The organism is Mesorhizobium sp. M0227 (assembly GCF_040321855.1).
Lineage (GTDB): Bacteria > Pseudomonadota > Alphaproteobacteria > Rhizobiales > Rhizobiaceae > Mesorhizobium.
Genome location: NZ_JAMYSJ010000001.1, coordinates 251,010 through 266,170 on the forward strand (window position 1 = coordinate 251,010; position 15,161 = coordinate 266,170).

16 protein-coding genes are annotated in these 15,161 nt (G+C 62.9%); 3 read left to right on the top strand and 13 right to left on the bottom strand.

Features of this window, described 5'->3' with window-relative positions:
- Positions 1–14: 14 nt before the first annotated feature.
- From NKJ00_RS01085 to NKJ00_RS01125, 9 genes are all read right to left on the bottom strand, one after another.
- Entirely contained in the window at positions 15–1,106 is a 1,092-nt protein-coding gene (locus tag NKJ00_RS01085; protein WP_352628436.1) for a branched-chain amino acid ABC transporter permease, read from the bottom strand.
- A 4-nt stretch (positions 1,107–1,110) separates the two neighbouring features.
- A complete protein-coding gene (locus tag NKJ00_RS01090) occupies positions 1,111–2,016 on the bottom strand; it encodes a branched-chain amino acid ABC transporter permease (RefSeq protein ID WP_095483664.1) in 906 nt (301 codons plus the stop codon).
- A gap of 1 nt (position 2,017) precedes the next feature.
- The gene (locus tag NKJ00_RS01095; RefSeq protein WP_023808981.1) at positions 2,018–2,752 is read right to left on the bottom strand and encodes an ABC transporter ATP-binding protein; all 735 of its coding nucleotides are present in this window, start codon (positions 2,750–2,752) and stop codon (positions 2,018–2,020) included.
- On the bottom strand, positions 2,749–3,501 hold the full coding sequence (locus tag NKJ00_RS01100; RefSeq protein ID WP_023808980.1) for an ABC transporter ATP-binding protein: 753 nt from the start codon (positions 3,499–3,501) through the stop codon (positions 2,749–2,751). The genes NKJ00_RS01095 and NKJ00_RS01100 overlap by 4 nt, the downstream gene beginning before the upstream one ends.
- Positions 3,502–3,750: 249 nt before the next feature.
- Complete coding sequence (locus NKJ00_RS01105; protein ID WP_023808979.1) at positions 3,751–4,722, bottom strand: 5-oxoprolinase subunit C family protein; 972 nt, start codon at positions 4,720–4,722, stop codon at positions 3,751–3,753.
- On the bottom strand, positions 4,712–5,587 hold the full coding sequence (locus NKJ00_RS01110) for a 5-oxoprolinase subunit B family protein (RefSeq protein ID WP_126103558.1): 876 nt from the start codon (positions 5,585–5,587) through the stop codon (positions 4,712–4,714). The genes NKJ00_RS01105 and NKJ00_RS01110 overlap by 11 nt, the downstream gene beginning before the upstream one ends.
- Before the next feature lie 9 nt (positions 5,588–5,596).
- Complete coding sequence (locus tag NKJ00_RS01115) at positions 5,597–6,961, bottom strand: acetyl-CoA carboxylase biotin carboxylase subunit (RefSeq protein WP_352628439.1); 1,365 nt, start codon at positions 6,959–6,961, stop codon at positions 5,597–5,599.
- Positions 6,961–7,194 carry an acetyl-CoA carboxylase gene (locus NKJ00_RS01120; protein WP_013533152.1) on the bottom strand — a complete coding sequence of 78 codons (234 nt, stop codon included), beginning with the start codon at positions 7,192–7,194 and terminating at the stop codon, positions 6,961–6,963. Before NKJ00_RS01120 ends, NKJ00_RS01115 begins: the two co-directional genes overlap by 1 nt.
- A gap of 66 nt (positions 7,195–7,260) precedes the next feature.
- Positions 7,261–7,983 (bottom strand): LamB/YcsF family protein, encoded by a 723-nt coding sequence (locus tag NKJ00_RS01125; RefSeq protein ID WP_352628745.1) that lies wholly within the window; start codon positions 7,981–7,983, stop codon positions 7,261–7,263.
- A 135-nt stretch (positions 7,984–8,118) separates the two neighbouring features.
- Here NKJ00_RS01125 and NKJ00_RS01130 point away from each other — a divergent pair, with 135 nt between their 5' ends.
- The gene (locus tag NKJ00_RS01130) at positions 8,119–9,024 is read left to right on the top strand and encodes a LysR family transcriptional regulator (protein WP_127294331.1); all 906 of its coding nucleotides are present in this window, start codon (positions 8,119–8,121) and stop codon (positions 9,022–9,024) included.
- Between the two features lie 10 nt (positions 9,025–9,034).
- Here NKJ00_RS01130 and NKJ00_RS01135 read toward each other — a convergent pair whose 3' ends face one another.
- A complete protein-coding gene (locus NKJ00_RS01135; RefSeq protein ID WP_352610109.1) occupies positions 9,035–9,448 on the bottom strand; it encodes a Rossmann-fold NAD(P)-binding domain-containing protein in 414 nt (137 codons plus the stop codon).
- Between NKJ00_RS01135 and NKJ00_RS01140 the strand changes: the two genes are divergently transcribed.
- Together NKJ00_RS01140 and NKJ00_RS01145 are read left to right on the top strand one after the other, a co-directional pair.
- On the top strand, positions 9,344–9,598 hold the full coding sequence (locus NKJ00_RS01140; protein ID WP_352610114.1) for a hypothetical protein: 255 nt from the start codon (positions 9,344–9,346) through the stop codon (positions 9,596–9,598). The two genes, NKJ00_RS01135 and NKJ00_RS01140, sit on opposite strands and share 105 nt — an antisense overlap.
- A 50-nt stretch (positions 9,599–9,648) precedes the next feature.
- Positions 9,649–11,145: an aldehyde dehydrogenase family protein gene (locus NKJ00_RS01145; protein ID WP_352610073.1), complete on the top strand. Its 1,497-nt coding sequence runs from the start codon at positions 9,649–9,651 to the stop codon at positions 11,143–11,145.
- 399 nt (positions 11,146–11,544) lie between these two features.
- On the opposite strand, the gene NKJ00_RS01150 is transcribed toward NKJ00_RS01145, so the two are convergent.
- The 3 genes from NKJ00_RS01150 to NKJ00_RS01160 are packed head-to-tail and all read right to left on the bottom strand — an operon-like array spanning position 11,545 to position 15,103.
- Positions 11,545–12,369, bottom strand: coding sequence for an alpha/beta hydrolase (locus NKJ00_RS01150; protein ID WP_352610111.1), 825 nt, complete (start codon positions 12,367–12,369; stop codon positions 11,545–11,547).
- A gap of 10 nt (positions 12,370–12,379) precedes the next feature.
- Complete coding sequence (locus NKJ00_RS01155; RefSeq protein ID WP_352610075.1) at positions 12,380–13,861, bottom strand: NAD-dependent succinate-semialdehyde dehydrogenase; 1,482 nt, start codon at positions 13,859–13,861, stop codon at positions 12,380–12,382.
- 15 nt (positions 13,862–13,876) lie between these two features.
- Positions 13,877–15,103: an iron-containing alcohol dehydrogenase gene (locus tag NKJ00_RS01160; protein WP_352440671.1), complete on the bottom strand. Its 1,227-nt coding sequence runs from the start codon at positions 15,101–15,103 to the stop codon at positions 13,877–13,879.
- Between the last annotated feature and the right edge of the window lie 58 nt (positions 15,104–15,161).

The window sequence follows — 15,161 nt, forward strand, 5'->3', positions numbered from 1 at the left end:
GCTTGTGCCGCCGGTCACTTGTTGCGACTGCTGCGAGGTAAGGTGAGTTCGCGGTTGCCCATGAGTCCGGATGGGCGAAGCGCGAGGATCACGATCATGATGACGCCGAGGGCTATTTCCTGAACCCCTTTCGGGAGGGCGAACGTGGACTCGCCGAGCGATACGCCTGCCTCCAGCCAACGCAGCGCCTGGATGAGGGCGGACAGCAGGACGACACCCACCACACCACCCGACAGGCTGCCCATGCCGCCGACGACGAGCATGGAAAGGGTGATGAAGGTGAGACCGAGATAGAATGTATCGGGTGTGACCACGCCGATGGAATGAGCCATCAGCGCACCGCCCAGCCCCATCACCGCGCCTGATACGACGAACGCCACCAGTCTTTCCCTGGGAATGTCGATACCGGAAGCCGCGGCGGCGGTGGGCTCGTCGCGGGCAGCACGAAGGGCTAGGCCAGACCGGGAGATCGCGTGCGCCCAGGCGATGAAGATTGCGACCACGGCGCCGATGAGATACGGCCAGATCACGCGCACGATCGGAATGCCGACGACCGACGAGGTCGCTCCGGTCACGCTCTCCCAGTTGGAATAAATTGTGTTGATCATGGCGAGCATCGCGAAGGTCGCGATCGATGCTGCGATGCCCGATAATCGCATCAGCACCCGCCCGAAGATGAGAGCGGCGAGGGCGGCGAACAATGCCGCCAGCACGGCCGATTGCCAGTAAGGCAATCGGGTCGCCAGCAGCCATTCGGGCAGTCCCGGCAGCGAACCGCGTTTCATCATCGGATTGATGGTGAGCCATGCGGCCGCATAGGCGCCAAGGCAGGTGAAGCCGATATGCCCGAAGCTGAGAACGCCTGAATTTCCGATAAAGATGTATAGGCCCACGACGAGGATGACACGGACGAACACGTCGATCACCGTCTGGTTGAAGGGTCGCGATCCGGTCATCACCGTGATCAGCGCGATGGCCAGCAGCAGCAGAGAAAGCAGGACCGGCGTCAGGATTGTGCGGCGGGCAAGTGCGAAGCGGGCGGGCTTTTGCTTGGCAGCCGCGGCACCGGGAGCGGTAGAGTTGGCTAGGGAGGCGGCGACAGCCATGAAATCAGACCCTTTCCTTGGTGCCGCGCGCGGCAATAAGCCCTTGCGGGCGGAAGAGGAGGACGAGGATGACCGCTCCATAGACAAAGGCATCGCGGAATGGCCGGGCGTCGATGGGCAGCATGACCTGCATGATCACCGAGGCGGCACCCAGCAGGAAGCCGGCGAGCACGGCTCCCCCGAGGCTGCCGAGGCCGCCAATGACGGTGGCGATGAAGGCCATCAACATGATCGAGGCGCCCATCTGGATGTCCAGCGTGCCTGTCTGGGCGCCAAAGATCAGCGCAATGGCGGCGGCCAACGCGCCGGAGAGGGCGAACGCACCCATGATGACCCGGTTCGCACGCACACCCAGCATGCGGGCCATCGAGAAGTTCTCGGCCGCCGCCCGCATCTCCAGGCCGAAGCGAGTTTGACGCAGGAACAATGTCAGGCCGATCAGGATGACCATCGTAGTCACGATCGTTATGAGTTGGAGGAGGGGAAGCCGGGCACCGAGGATCTCCACCGGCTGGGACAGTTCGGGCAGCAGCGAAATCGATTTCGGCCGACTGGAGAACAGCATGAGCAGGAAGTAGCGAATTACGAAACCGAGCGCGAAGGAGGCGATCATCATGGTTGCCGGATTTGCCTGGCGGAACCGCCTGAAGACGACGATTTCGCACAGCACCGACAGCCCGGCCCCGCAGAGGAGGACGAAGGGAACCAGAAGGTACCACGGCAATTGGCCGGCGAAGACGATGGCCATTGCGTCCGTAGACGGCCAGAGCAGCGCGAAGACGCAGAAGGCGATGACGTCGCCATGCGCGAAGTTCACCAGCCGCATGACGCCGAAGATGAGGGCGATGCCGAGCGCTCCGAGCGCGTACAGCGAGCCAAGCGAGAGTGCGTCGAACAGGATCTGAAGCATCTCAATTGTCCTCGTAGCCGAAATAGGCAGCCTGGATCGCCTCGCCGTTGCCGAGCGTCCGCGCGTCGCCATCGAGCACGATCTGTCCGCCACGCATCAGGATCATCCTCCCGCCCACCATCATCGCTCGGGCCGAGCTCTGCTCAACGATCAGGAGCGTGAGCTGGCGCTGCGCACGCAGCGCGATCAGCCGCTCGTAGACCTGGTCGTTGATGTTGGGGGCGAGGCCCAGCGAAGGCTCGTCAATGGCTACAAGCCGCGGATTGGTCATCAGCGCGCGTCCGATGACCAGCATTTGCTGCTGCCCGCCGGACAGCAATCCCGCCTGCCCGTGCCGCCTCTCTTTCAGCATCGGGAAGGTTGCGTAGACGGCTTCGAGTTCGTCGGCCGCTCGGCTGCGCCAGCCGCGTTCGCGGGCGTGCATGCCGGTTCCGACCAGGAGGTTCTCTTCGGTCGTCAGCGAGCCGAAGACATCGCGCCCCTCCGGCACCATGGAGAATCCGAGCCGGGCGATGTTTTCCGGCGCCTGGCCGGTGATCTCATGACCTGCAAGGTCGATCCGGCCGCCCGCCACCGGCGTAACACCGGCGATCGCGCGCAGCAGCGAAGACTTCCCGGCTCCGTTCGGGCCGGTGATGAACAGGATTTCTCCCTCGGCCATGGAGAAGGAGACATTTCGGACCGCCGTGAGACGGCTATAGCGAATAGTGATATCGGAAAGGGCGAGCAGGCTCATTCCATCGCCTCCAGCACAGGCAGGTCGGTGTTCGCGGCAGTGCCCATATAGGCGTGGCGCACCTTCTCGCTGTCGCGGATCGCGGCAGGCGGGCCTTCCTCGATGATCGCTCCGGAATCGAGCACGACGATATGCTGGCAGAGGCCGAGCACCAGCCCGACATTGTGCTCGATGAGCAGGACACCACAGCCGAGATCGGCGGCGATGTGTCTTATCAGGGCCGAAAGCTCCCGCGCCTCCAGTGCGCTCATGCCAGCCGCGGGCTCGTCGAGCAGGATGTATGCGGGCCGTCCCATCAGGGCGCGGCCAATGGCGACGCGGCGCTCGTCCGTATATGGCAACGTTCCGGCGATGCGGGTGCTCAGCGCACCGATGCCTATCCAGTCGAGCATCGCTTCCGCTTCGGCGATGGCAGCGCGCCGGCTCATTCCCAGGCCAACGCCGGTTACCTCCAAATTGTCCAGCACAGGCAAGTCGCGGAAGAGCCGCCCACCCTGGAAGGTGCGGGCGATGCCGCGCCGCCGGACCTGATGCGGCTTGAGACCCGTGAGTGCTGCGCCGTCGAGCTTGATGGTGCCTTCCGTCGGTGCCTGGAAGCCGGTCAGCACGTTGACGAGCGTGGTCTTGCCAGCGCCATTCGGGCCGATGAGGCCACTAATGCGGCCGGGCGTAATTTGGAGGTCTACCGATGACAGGGCCTTCAGCCCCGCAAACGATACCGAGACGTTCTCCGCGCTCAGATGACTCATGACCCTTTCCTTCTTTCTACCGACGGAAAGGCGCGAAGCATCCGGCCTTGCGGCCAGTCACGTTGCAAATGTCTTCCCCTGTCGGTTCCGGCGGTCTCTAGCGGACTGCTCGGATGCCAAATTCACGCCGTTGCCCGGCGTCGTCTTGTCGTTTCGCGCACCGGATTTTGTCTTCCGCCACGCACGGTCGGTTTTGGCCGGCCGATCTCCTCGCCACCGGCTCCTCCGCCGGCATTTTTCCGGCTGACGTCAGCCGGCCAGATGTCCTTCAGCACGCGCCAGCGCGGCGCGCTGTTCGGTTCGCGCGGCAAGCGCGTCTTCCAGCGTCACCGGAACGAAGCGCGCCGGGGTGTGCGGCTGGAGCTGGGCGATAAGGTCCATGTCGGCCGATATCACCACGCCCAGCATCATGTACCCGCCACCCGAAACCGCGTCCCGGTGAAGAACGATCGGCTCCGTGCCACTCGGCACCTGGACGGATCCGTAGGGATAGCAGGCATCGACGATGTTCGAGGGGTCGGAGCCCGCACCGAAAGGCTGCTCGCGCTCGACGAACTCCAGCGGCGTCCCGCCCCGGAAGCGATAGCCGATGCGGTCGGCTTCGGGCGCGACCTTCCAGGTTTCCTCAAAGAACCGATTGCCGGCAGCCTCGGTGATCCGATGCCAGTACATCCCGGGAAGCATTCTGAGTTCCGCCGGACTATTGCCCGCGCGGCGCAGATTTGCAGGCAGTGAAAGACCGGCTTTGCCGGAACCTTCGCCGAGGGGAAGCTCATCACCCGCCTTCAGCGTGCGGCCCTGATGGCCGCCGAGTGCGCCCAGAATGTAAGTCGAGCGCGAACCGAGAACCACGGGTACGTCGATGCCGCCGGAGACGGCCAGATAAGCGCGCGCGCCGCCCTTGAGGAAGCCGAAGGAAAGCCGGTCACCGGCCTTCACCGGAAAACTTTCCCAGGTCGGCCGCTCCTCGCCATTGAGTTTGGGGGGGAGTTCTCCGCCGGTGACGGCGACGACCGCGGATTGGGTGAATTCGAGTTCGGGGCCCATGAAGGTGGCTTCGAGCACCGCGGCACCCGGATTGTTGCCGACAAGCAGGTTTGCGATGCGTGTGGCAAAGCGGTCCATGCCGCCGCCTTCGGGAATGCCGACATGATAGTGGCCTGGTCGACCAAGGTCCTGCACGGAAGTGGAGAGGCCGGGAGAGATTACCTTAACGGCCATTGATAAGCTCCATCAGCTTTGCATTGGTGCCGTAAATATCGCTGTTGAAGTCCTTCAGGCTGAAGGTGCACTCGCGAACCGTCGGCTGCCACCGATTGGCTTCAATTTCCTCCAGCGTGGCGTCGTAGTCATCGCGGCCAATGGCCTTGAACTTGACGATGTCGCCTGGCTTGAACAGGCACATGTCATCGGAGAGGTAGCGCACCTTCCTGGTCGGGTCGTAGATCGGGGCCGGGGTTATGCCATACATCTGGTAGCCGCCAGCGCCGCGTACTGAATAGATCGCTGCGAAGCAGCCGCCATGGCCAATGGTGAGCTTGGGAGTGTCGGTGCGTGGACGCAAGTATTTCGGCGCCTGAATCTGTTTCTTGCGCTCAACCATCTGGTACAGGAAGGGCAGTCCGGCGACGAAGCCGACCATGGACACGAACCAGGGCTGGCCGGAATAGGCCGCGATAAACTCTTCCACCGTGGCGTAGCCGTTGATGCGGGCCGAATATTCAAGATCGGTGGAGGACGGGTCCTGATGGCGCTCGCGGAAGCGCAAGCAGGTTTCACGCGTCCATGGATCCTGGAAATAAACCGGCAGTTCGATGATCCGGGTCTTCAGCACCGGGTCCGCCTTCGAGGCCGCCTCTTCCATCGACTTCAGTTCGCTGAGCAAATCCTGCGGCTTGACGATGTCGGGGTTGAAGCGAATCTGGAAGCTGGCGTTGGCAGGGCAGATCTCGGTGACACCTCGGATGCCTGCCGTACGCACCGCGTTCGTCATCGAAAGGCCGGTAAAGAAGGAGGTGAGCGACATTTCTTCGGACACCTCGCCGAAGATATGTTCGTCACCGCCGAAGTTGAATCGTATCGACATCGGTCCTCCTTAACCCGCCAATGTTGCGGCGTTTTCGATGAGCCAGCCTTCCAGCCAGCGGGTATGCACGTCTCCCGCCCGCACCGCCGGATCGGCGGCCAGCGCAAGAAACAGCGGCTTGGTGGTCTTGAGCCCGCCGATCTTCAACTCGTTGAGCGCGCGGATCAGGCGCACTATCGCCGCCTCGCGCGTCTCTGCATGCACGATCAGCTTGGCAAGCAGCGAATCATAAAAGGGCGGCACCTGATAGCCTTGGTAGAGCATCGAATCGAAGCGTACGCCCGGACCGCCGGGAATGCGAAGCTCGGCCACCAGCCCCGGGAATGGAGCGAACTCCTTCGCCGGGTCTTCGGCGTTGAGCCGGACTTCGATCGCATGCCCCTTGACGGAGACATCGCCTTGCCGGATCCGCAGCTTCTCGCCGCCGGCGATGCGAAGCATCTCCGCAACGAGGTCGATGCCGGTGATCGCTTCGGTGACCGGGTGCTCGACCTGGATACGGGTGTTCATCTCGATGAAGTAAAAGCGATCTGCTTCATCGTCATAAAGATACTCTACCGTGCCGGCACCAGAGTATTTGACCGCCTTGGCCAAAGCGACCGCCGAAGCGCAGAGCTCCTCGCGCAGCCTGTCTGAAAGTGCGCGCGACGGCGCCTCCTCCCAAACCTTCTGGCGTCGCCGCTGCAGTGAGCACTCCCGCTCGTAGCAGTGGATGGCATCGCTTCCGTCTGCCAGCACCTGCACCTCGATATGGCGGGCCTTGCCGATCACCTTTTCCATGTAGAGGCCACCGTCGCCAAAGGCGGCGAGGGCTTCTGCTTCGGCTTGAGGAAAGGCTTGTTCGAACTCGGCGAGCGAGTTGGCGATGCGGATGCCCCGCCCACCGCCGCCTGCCGCCGCCTTGATCATCACCGGAAAACCGGTTGCGGTCAGCACCTCGTGGCCAGCCTTGAGGCCCTCGACCCGGCCAGCCGAGCCAGGCACCACAGGGACACCTGCAGCGGCGGCGGCGGATCGCGCCGAGACCTTGTCTCCCATCATCCGGATCGCATCTCCCGACGGGCCGACGAAGACCAATCCAGCGCCTGTGACCGCGTCGGAAAACGCGGCATTCTCGGCAAGGAACCCATAGCCTGGATGAACGCTGTCGCAACCGGTGTCGCGGGCAGCCTTCAGAATTGCTTCGACATTGAGATAGGACTTCTTTGCCGCTGGTGGGCCGATGTTGACCGCTTCGTCCGCAAGCTGGACGTGGAGCGACTCGGCGTCTGCGGCCGAATACACCGCCACGGTGGCGATCCCCAAATCTTGCGCGGCCCGGATGATCCTGACCGCTATCTCGCCCCGGTTGGCAACCAGAAGCTTCTTCAGCATCAGTCGAGATCCGCAATAGGTGCGCCGGCCATGATGGGGTCCTCATTGTCGGCAATGAAGCGGATGTTCGTACCGGCCGTCTCGGCCCTCACTTCGTGGAACGACTTCATCACTTCGATGAGACCGATTACGTCTCCGGCGGACACCGCGTCGCCATCCGCCTTGTAGGGCGGCTGGTCTGGCGAAGCGCTGCGATAGAAGGTGCCAGGAAGAGGTGAAAGAATCTGGGCCATAAAAAGCTCCGGAAAACTGCGGACAGACTAATTTGGAACCGCCCGCGCGGGCGGGTTCGGTCGAATTCAGTGCCAGGGGGCGATTGCGGTGCGCACGGCCCTGGCTATTTCGATGGCGTTCGGCGTATCGGAATGCACGCAGATGGTATCGCAGCGTACGGGGAAGAAACTGCCGTCCTCTGCCGTGCCCTCGCCCTCCCTGATGGCGCGTACGCACCGCTCGGCCATCTCTGCGGGGTCCTTGGCGTCATGAACGCGTGTCAAGATCAGCTTGCCGGAGGCATCGTAGTCGAGATCGGCATAGAACTCGGCGACGAATGGGATACCGCGCTCTTGATAGATCTTCTCATGCAGGGTGCCCGTCATGCCGAAGAGGGGTACGCCGAAAACCTCTGCCGCGTCACACACGCCATGGGCGATTGCCTCCTGCTGCATGGCCATGAAGTAAAGGCTGCCATGCGGCTTGATGTGGTGGAGTTCCACACCCTCGGCCTTGAGGAAGCCGGCAAGCGCTCCCACCTGGTAAATGATGGTGTTCCTGACTTCTTCGCGGGTCATCCGCATCTCGCGCCGGCCGAAACCCTGAATGTCGGGCAAGCCTGGATGGGCGCCGATCTTGACGCCACTCGCCTTGGCGCTGCGGACGGCGGCGTGCATGTGATCCGGATCAGAAGCGTGGAAACCACAGGCGACATTGGCAACGTCGATGATGGGCATCATGCCCATATCATCGCCAACCTTGTAGAGGCCAAAGCTTTCGCCCATGTCGCAGTTTAGCGTCACCGCCATCGCATTGTTACCCCTCGAAGCTGCCGTCTTTGCGGCGTTGCAGCATTTTTTGCGCATGCGAAGGCGTTTGTGAAATAGTAGTTTATTGATTGTCATATCAAAAAAACAGATAATGGTTCTGGGCCGGAGCGCACCATGACCATCACCTTGAAACAGCTTGATTATTTTATCGCGACCGCCGAGAGCGGACAGGTCAGTCATGCTGCGGTGGAACTCAACATCTCGCAATCGGCGGTCACTGCGGCGATAAAGACGCTTGAGGCTGACCTGGGCGTACGGCTTTTGGAGCGTAACCACGCTGGCGTAAGATTGACGATGGAGGGCGCGCGGTTTCTTGAACATGCGCGGGTTATCACCGGGGCCGTCGCTGCCGCCGTCCGAAGCCCGTTGCGCGATAGGAAAGGCCTGGCGGGCAAGCTGCGGCTGGGCATGACCTACACGGTCGTCGGCTACTACATGTCGCGCCACTACGCCCGGTTTCGAAAGACCTATCCCGAGATCGAGGTCGAGGTGCTGGAACTGCCCCGAGACGCTCTCGAAAGCGGGTTGATGTGCGGGGACATCGACATGGCCGTGATGCTGGTGTCGAACCTGGAGCACACCAAGGAGTTGGCGCAGGAGGTCTTGATGCGGTCGAACCGCCGGCTCTGGCTTTCGGCTGATCATCACCTGCTCGCGCGACAGGAAATCAGCCTCACCGATGTGGCGGCGGAAGATTATGTCATGCTGACGGTTGACGAGGCACGTACGACGGCCGCCCGTTACTGGGATGCCGCGGGGCTTTCGCTCCGCGCCGTCCTTACCACCAGTTCGGTCGAGGCCGTGCGGTCGCTCGTGGCTGCCGGCATGGGGGTCACTGTCCTGTCCGACATGGTTTACCGCCCCTGGTCCTTGGAGGGGCAGCGCATCGAAGTGCGCGGGCTTGTCGAGCCCATCCCCACTATGGATGTCGGCCTGGCCTGGTCGCGTGACAGATCAATCGAACCGGCAGCGGCGGCCTTCCGGGCCTTCATGTCCGTGACCATGGGCGGCGGCGGCTAACCGCCTGCCGTCAGGCAGGCGCTATGGCACAGGCTTGGAATGGTGGCGACGACGCGGATGCCGAACGGTGCGAGTTCCACGGCCATGGCCCGGGTGGCGGCAATCGCCCAGCCCTTGAAGCATTGCACCAAGTCAAATTCGGGCGAGGCGAGACGCCGCCGTTGGCGATCCGGTCGAACATCTCTTCGTCCATCGTCTCGAGCGCCAGGGCGGCTGGGCCACGCCGGCATTGTTGACCAGTATGTCGAGACCGCCAAAGGCCGAGCGGGCCAGGTCTGCCGCCGCTTCGAGCTTGCGAGTGTCGAGAGGTCGCCAGTGATTGGCCGCTCATTTCGCCGATTTCGGCAGCAACGCGGGCCGCGGCGGCCTCATCCCGGTCCATCAACACGGCCCGCGCACCTTCGGTGACGAATTTCCTGACGATGCCTTCGCCAAATCCCGAACCGCCGCCAGCGACGATGGCGACCTTGCCAGCAAGTCTCATATCTGTTCCTCCATTGACGCCACCATCGGGGAAGTCGGGTACATTGCACAGTCCGATTATCTGAACGCCCTTTTAGCTTTCCTTGTTTGAGGTCGACCGGCGTGGGAGGCATAGTCACCACGGATTGTGAGGAGGAAGGGATGACGCTGAATTTCGACCCGCGGGCGAAGGCCACGGCGCTCTACCATGGCGAATTCCGGCCGATGTTCGTCGGCGGCAAGTGGATTCCGGCACAGTCCGGCCAGGAGATGCAGGCGTTCAACCCAGCGACTGGCGAAGTGCTGGCCACCGTGCCGCGTGGCTCGGCGGCCGACGTCGATGCGGCGGTGGCCGCTGCGCGCACGGCTTTCGAAGGGCCATGGTCAAAATTCTCGCCCTATGAGCGGCAGTGCGTGCTTCTGCGCATCGCCGATCTCTTCGAGACCCATTGGGAAGAGCTCAGCGTTTCGGACACTCTCGACATGGGGCTGCCGATCACGCGCACGCTCGTCAACCGGCGGCGCGTCATCGGCATGCTGCGCTTCTATGCGGGCATGGCGACCGCGCTGCATGGCGAATCCATAGACAATTCGATCCCCGGCGAGATCGTCAGCTTCACAAGGCGCGAGCCGGTGGGCGTTGTCGGCGCGATCATCCCCTGGAATGCTCCGACCGCCGCTTCGATCTGGAAGATCGCGCCGGCGCTCGCCACCGGCTGCACGATCGTGCTGAAGCCCTCGGAGGATGCCTCGTTGACGCCGCTGCTGATCGCCAGGCTGATGCAGGAAGCCGGCGTTCCCGACGGCGTCGTCAACGTCGTCACCGGCACCGGGGCGGAGGCCGGTGCGCGGCTCGCTGAACATCCCGACGTCAACAAGATCGTCTTCACCGGCTCGACGCTGACCGGCCAGGCCATCGCGCGGGCGAGCGTGACCAACCTCAAGCGCGTTTCCCTGGAACTCGGCGGCAAATCGCCGATCATCGTCTGCCGGGATGCCGACATCGACAAGGCGGTTCCTGTCGCCGCGATGGCGGTGTTCGTTCATTCGGGCCAGATCTGCATCGCCGGATCGCGGCTGTTCGTGGCGCGCGAGATCCATGACGAATTCGTGCGCCGGGTAGCCGAGTTTGCCGGCAGGCTTCGCATCGGCCATGGCATCGAGGCGGAAACCGAAATCGGCCCGCTCATCAATGCCAGGCAGGCCGGCAAGGTGGTGGGCTATATCAAGGCCGGCCGCGACGAAGGCGCGGAACTGATAGCGGGCGGCTCGCGACTGACCGGCGAGATCTACGACGGCGGCAATTTCATCGCGCCGACTGTCTTCGGCGCGGTGTCGGACAAGATGACCATCGCGCGTGAAGAAATCTTCGGTCCGGTGATTTCGGCGATGCCGTTCGACACGCTCGACGAAGCCGTTGCGCGGGCCAATGCGACGCCCTACGGCCTGGCCGCCGGCATTTTCACCAGTCATCTGGGCACCGCCCACAAGCTCGCCCGCCGCATCAAGGCCGGCTCGGTGTGGGTCAACATGTACCACGCCATCGACCCGGCGGTGCCGTTCGGCGGCATGAAGATGTCCGGCTACGGCCGCGAGGGCGGCATCGAACATCTGCATGAATATCTGGAGACCAAGTCGATCTGGATCCAGACCGACTGAGCGTGCGATGATATTCAGGTGAGGCCGGACTGCCAATGGCGGCGTTCGCAACGCACCATTCTCGGCGCTCGTGCAAGGTGCCTGTCCGAAGGCGCGATGTTCAGTTTGCCAGTTCGCGCAAATTTGTGCGGATGAGGCCCATCAGCTGTTCGGAGAAAGAGTGGTGCACATAGCCCCGCGCGGTGATGATGCCGACTGAGCATGGTCGATCGGCTCCGCCCGCATGCAGTGTGGAGAAAGAGGATGAGGAATCGTCGGTTGTGTCCTCTGCCGGATTTCACCTGCCGCAAAGCTCAGCCCGATGCCGGTAGCGTGCCGCGATCCCGTGACGGTACTTTCTTGAGTGACGGGAGTGTCTGGCCCGGCAGTCAAGCGGCTCTGCTTTCCCCAGCTTCCGTCCTATAGGCCGTTTCCCTCGATCATCGCCATCAGGCAATCGCCAGATTGTGTGCCGCTGATGCCCAGATCACGCACGCTGTTCATGTGGTTTCGGTCATTCAGGCGGAGGTCGCAGACAAGGTGCCCCTGCGCGCGCAAGCGCTTTCCGAAGTCGGCGGCCTGCTGGTGAAAAGGTGACGTTTCCTGATCTCCGACGAGAATGGTCGCTGCCGTCTCCGGGTCATGCCACCGCGTCATTGGGGTGAAGACAGCTGCCTCCTCATCGGTGATTCCGATTAGCGGCTGGAGGAAGGACGTCTGAAGGGGCTTGAGGTCGTAAAGGCCGCCTAGCAGCAGCGCCGCACGTATGCGTGATGGCATTGGCGTCTTTTCAAACAGGAATGTGGCCAGGTGCGCACCCGCCGAATGACCACTTACGCTTAGCCGGGCAGGGTCGCCGCCATGGTCGACGATATGGTCCAGCACCCATTGTTTGGCACGCCGGACCTGGCCGACGATTGCCGCCATCCTGAACTCGGGCATCAGCGCATAGTCGACGATGACCGCGATCGCCCCAGCTTTGGTGACTGTGTTTGCTACATAAGAATAGTCGCTCCTGGAGAACATGCGCCAGTAGCCGCCATGGATGAAGATGTGCACGGGAAGATCCCTGCGCGCGCCGGGCGGAAAGAACAGGTCCAACCTCTCGGCCTCGCCCTCGCCATAGGCGATATCAGCCGATATCGGCAGGGTCGCCCGGGTTTCGGCGCTGCGAGTCACTATGTCGGCCACGATATCGTCAAAATCGGCCACATGGTCGCGCGTGCGGAAAGGGTCCTTTGACATGACTGCCGGTTCAGAAGGTGACGGCAATATATTTAGCCTCCATGAACTCGGCGATGCCGTGGTGCTGGCCGCCTTCGCGGCCAAGGCCACTCTGCTTGACGCCTCCGAATGGTGCGGCCGGATCCGACATCAGTCCTCGGTTGAGACCGATCATGCCGGCCTCGATCCCCGACGCCACCCGCATGCCGCGTCCAACATCGCGTGTGTATATATAAGCGGCCAGGCCATATTCCGTGTTGTTAGCATGTGCGATCGCCTCGGCCTCGGTGTCGAAGCGTGTGATGGGTGCCACCGGGCCGAAAATCTCCTCGTGCGCCATCTCCGCATCGGGCGGCACATCGGACAGCACTGTGGGCGGATAGAAGAATCCTTCTTCCTCCGAAATCGCCCCGCCGCAAAGCACCTTGGCTCCCCGGCCCACGGCGTCCTTGACCAGGCGGTCGATCTTGTCGACAGCCTTTCTGGTGATCATCGGCCCGCATTCGGTGTCGGCATTCGGACCCGCCCCCACCTTAAGTGCCGCCATGCGCTTGCGGAGCCCGTCGGCAAAAGCATCATGGATTCCTGATTGCACGTAGAGGCGATTGGCGGCGGTGCAGGCTTCGCCGGCGTTGCGCATCTTGGCGATCATCGCGCCGTCGAGGGCGGCGTCGAGATCGGCATCGTCGAAGACGACAAACGGGGCATTGCCGCCGAGTTCCATCGAACAGGAAATGACATGCTTTGAAGCCTCGCCGAGCAAGGTTCGGCCCACGCCCGTCGACCCCGTGAAGGACAGCTTCCTGACGCGCGGATCGGCGAGCATGGCCGAAGTCAGCGGCCCGGGACTGGTCGTGGTCAGCACGTTGACGACACCGGCAGGCACGCCGGCTTCGCTGTAGAGTGCCGCCAGCGCATAGGCCGTCAGCGGTGTTTCACTTGCCGGCTTCAGGACGACAGTGCAGCCTGCCGCCAGCGCCGGCGCGATCTTGCGGGTCGCCATAGCGGCCGGAAAATTCCACGGGGTGATCAGCACGCAAATTCCGATCGGCTCATAATCGACCACGATGCGATTGCTGCCGGAGGGCGCGGTGCCGAACTCGCCGGTGATGCGGACCGCTTCCTCAGCATTCCAACGGAAGAACTCGGCTGCATAGGCTACCTCGCCGCGCGCGTCGCGCAGCGCCTTGCCATTCTCCAGGGAAATCAGCATGGCAAGCGTTTCGGAGCGTTCGACCATGAGCTCAAAACAGCGCCGAAGGATTTCCGAGCGTTTGCGCGGCGCCGTCTCCCGCCATCCCTTAGCTGCTTTGGCCGCGGCCTCGACGGCGGCGGTGGCGTCCTCGACTGCCGCATCGGGAACCGCCGCGATCACCGCCCCGGAGGAGGGATCGACAACATCGATGAGCCGACCGTCGGAGGACGGTCGCCAAGTACCGTCGATGTAGAGTCCGTGTGAAAAACCGCGCACGTCATAGCCATCCTGGTCGAGCTGCTGAGCGTTCAAATTCATCGCTTTGTTCCGTTTTCACATAACGCAGGCGGCGAGGTCGCCGTCATGGGCAGCCTGAACGAGGCGTCGCATCGTGCCGAGATCGAAGGCACGCGGATTGTTCTTGATCAGGCGGTCGATGCCGAGCGCTTGCTCGGCGGTCCAGTCAAGCTTATCGGCAGGGAGGCCTAGATCCGCCAGTGTTGGCGTAATGCCGATCGCCGCGAACAATCGCCTGATCTCCTCGATTGTGGCGGCTGCCATCTGGGCGGTGGTTCTCGCCTTCGTCTCCAAGCCAAGTGCCGCGCCGATCTCTGCCATCTCGTCAGCGGCGACGCGGCTGTTATAGGTCATTACGTAAGGCATCATTGTCGCCACGCCCAAACCATGGGCGGTGTGGGTGAGGGCGCCTGCCGGATATTGCACGGCATGCGCCGCCGCCGTGCCGGCAGTGCCGAATGCGCAGCCCGCTGCCAGAGCGCCCATCATGACATCGGCACGCGCGTCGGCATCGGCGCCGTCGCTGCAGGCTTTCTCCAGACTCCGGCCAAGCAGTTTTATCGCGAGCAACGCGAAATGGTCGGTCAGGTCAGTCTTGCCGATGAAGACATGCTGTTGCGGCAGATTGGGGTCTTCACCGCGCCGCATGGCGGTGAAGGCCTCGATCGCATGGGTCAAAGCGTCAGCGCCGGCGATCGCGGTCAGGCCAGGGGGGCAGGTCATTGTCAGTTCGGGGTCGCACAGGGCGACTGCGGCGATAAGGTGAGGGCTCGATATGCCGACCTTGAGCGTCCGGTCCGGGTCGGAAATCACCGCGACCGGCGTCACCTCGGAGCCGGTGCCGGCCGTGGTGGGTACGGCGATCAGCGGCAGCGTCGGACCCGGCACCTTGAACTCCCCGTAATAGTCCTGGAGCTTGCCGCCATGGCTGAGAAGCAGCGTGGTGCATTTGGCGAAATCGAGACAGCTGCCGCCGCCGATGCCGATCACCATGTCCGGTCTGAACCCCTTCGCTTCCTCGACACAGATGCCGACCGTGTCGCGTGGCACGTCGGGCAGAACGCGGTCATGCACAAGGACTTCGATCGAGGCTGATTGAAGGGACTTGATGATGTCGACGAATACCGTTGTGCCCGCGAAACGCTCATCGGTGCAGACCAGCGCACGTTGGCCGAACCGGGCGGCGACCGTCGGCAGCACATGGCGCTGCCCTTTCCCGAACAGGATTTCACGCGGCAACCGCAGGGCGGCGAAGAGGGTCATGATCGGTCCTTTGACGGCGGCTGACTGGAAACGGAGGCATTGAACTGGGCTTGGGATC

Coding starts and splice junctions, on each gene's coding strand:
- NKJ00_RS01085 (WP_352628436.1), bottom strand. CDS start 1,106: ATGGCTGTCGCCGCCTCCCTAGCCAACTCTACCGCTCCCGGTGCCGCG.
- NKJ00_RS01090 (WP_095483664.1), bottom strand. CDS start 2,016: ATGCTTCAGATCCTGTTCGACGCACTCTCGCTTGGCTCGCTGTACGCG.
- NKJ00_RS01095 (WP_023808981.1), bottom strand. CDS start 2,752: ATGAGCCTGCTCGCCCTTTCCGATATCACTATTCGCTATAGCCGTCTC.
- NKJ00_RS01100 (WP_023808980.1), bottom strand. CDS start 3,501: ATGAGTCATCTGAGCGCGGAGAACGTCTCGGTATCGTTTGCGGGGCTG.
- NKJ00_RS01105 (WP_023808979.1), bottom strand. CDS start 4,722: ATGGCCGTTAAGGTAATCTCTCCCGGCCTCTCCACTTCCGTGCAGGAC.
- NKJ00_RS01110 (WP_126103558.1), bottom strand. CDS start 5,587: ATGTCGATACGATTCAACTTCGGCGGTGACGAACATATCTTCGGCGAG.
- NKJ00_RS01115 (WP_352628439.1), bottom strand. CDS start 6,961: ATGCTGAAGAAGCTTCTGGTTGCCAACCGGGGCGAGATAGCGGTCAGG.
- NKJ00_RS01120 (WP_013533152.1), bottom strand. CDS start 7,194: ATGGCCCAGATTCTTTCACCTCTTCCTGGCACCTTCTATCGCAGCGCT.
- NKJ00_RS01125 (WP_352628745.1), bottom strand. CDS start 7,983: ATGGCGGTGACGCTAAACTGCGACATGGGCGAAAGCTTTGGCCTCTAC.
- NKJ00_RS01130 (WP_127294331.1), top strand. CDS start 8,119: ATGACCATCACCTTGAAACAGCTTGATTATTTTATCGCGACCGCCGAG.
- NKJ00_RS01145 (WP_352610073.1), top strand. CDS start 9,649: ATGACGCTGAATTTCGACCCGCGGGCGAAGGCCACGGCGCTCTACCAT.
- NKJ00_RS01150 (WP_352610111.1), bottom strand. CDS start 12,369: ATGTCAAAGGACCCTTTCCGCACGCGCGACCATGTGGCCGATTTTGAC.
- NKJ00_RS01155 (WP_352610075.1), bottom strand. CDS start 13,861: ATGAATTTGAACGCTCAGCAGCTCGACCAGGATGGCTATGACGTGCGC.
- NKJ00_RS01160 (WP_352440671.1), bottom strand. CDS start 15,103: ATGACCCTCTTCGCCGCCCTGCGGTTGCCGCGTGAAATCCTGTTCGGG.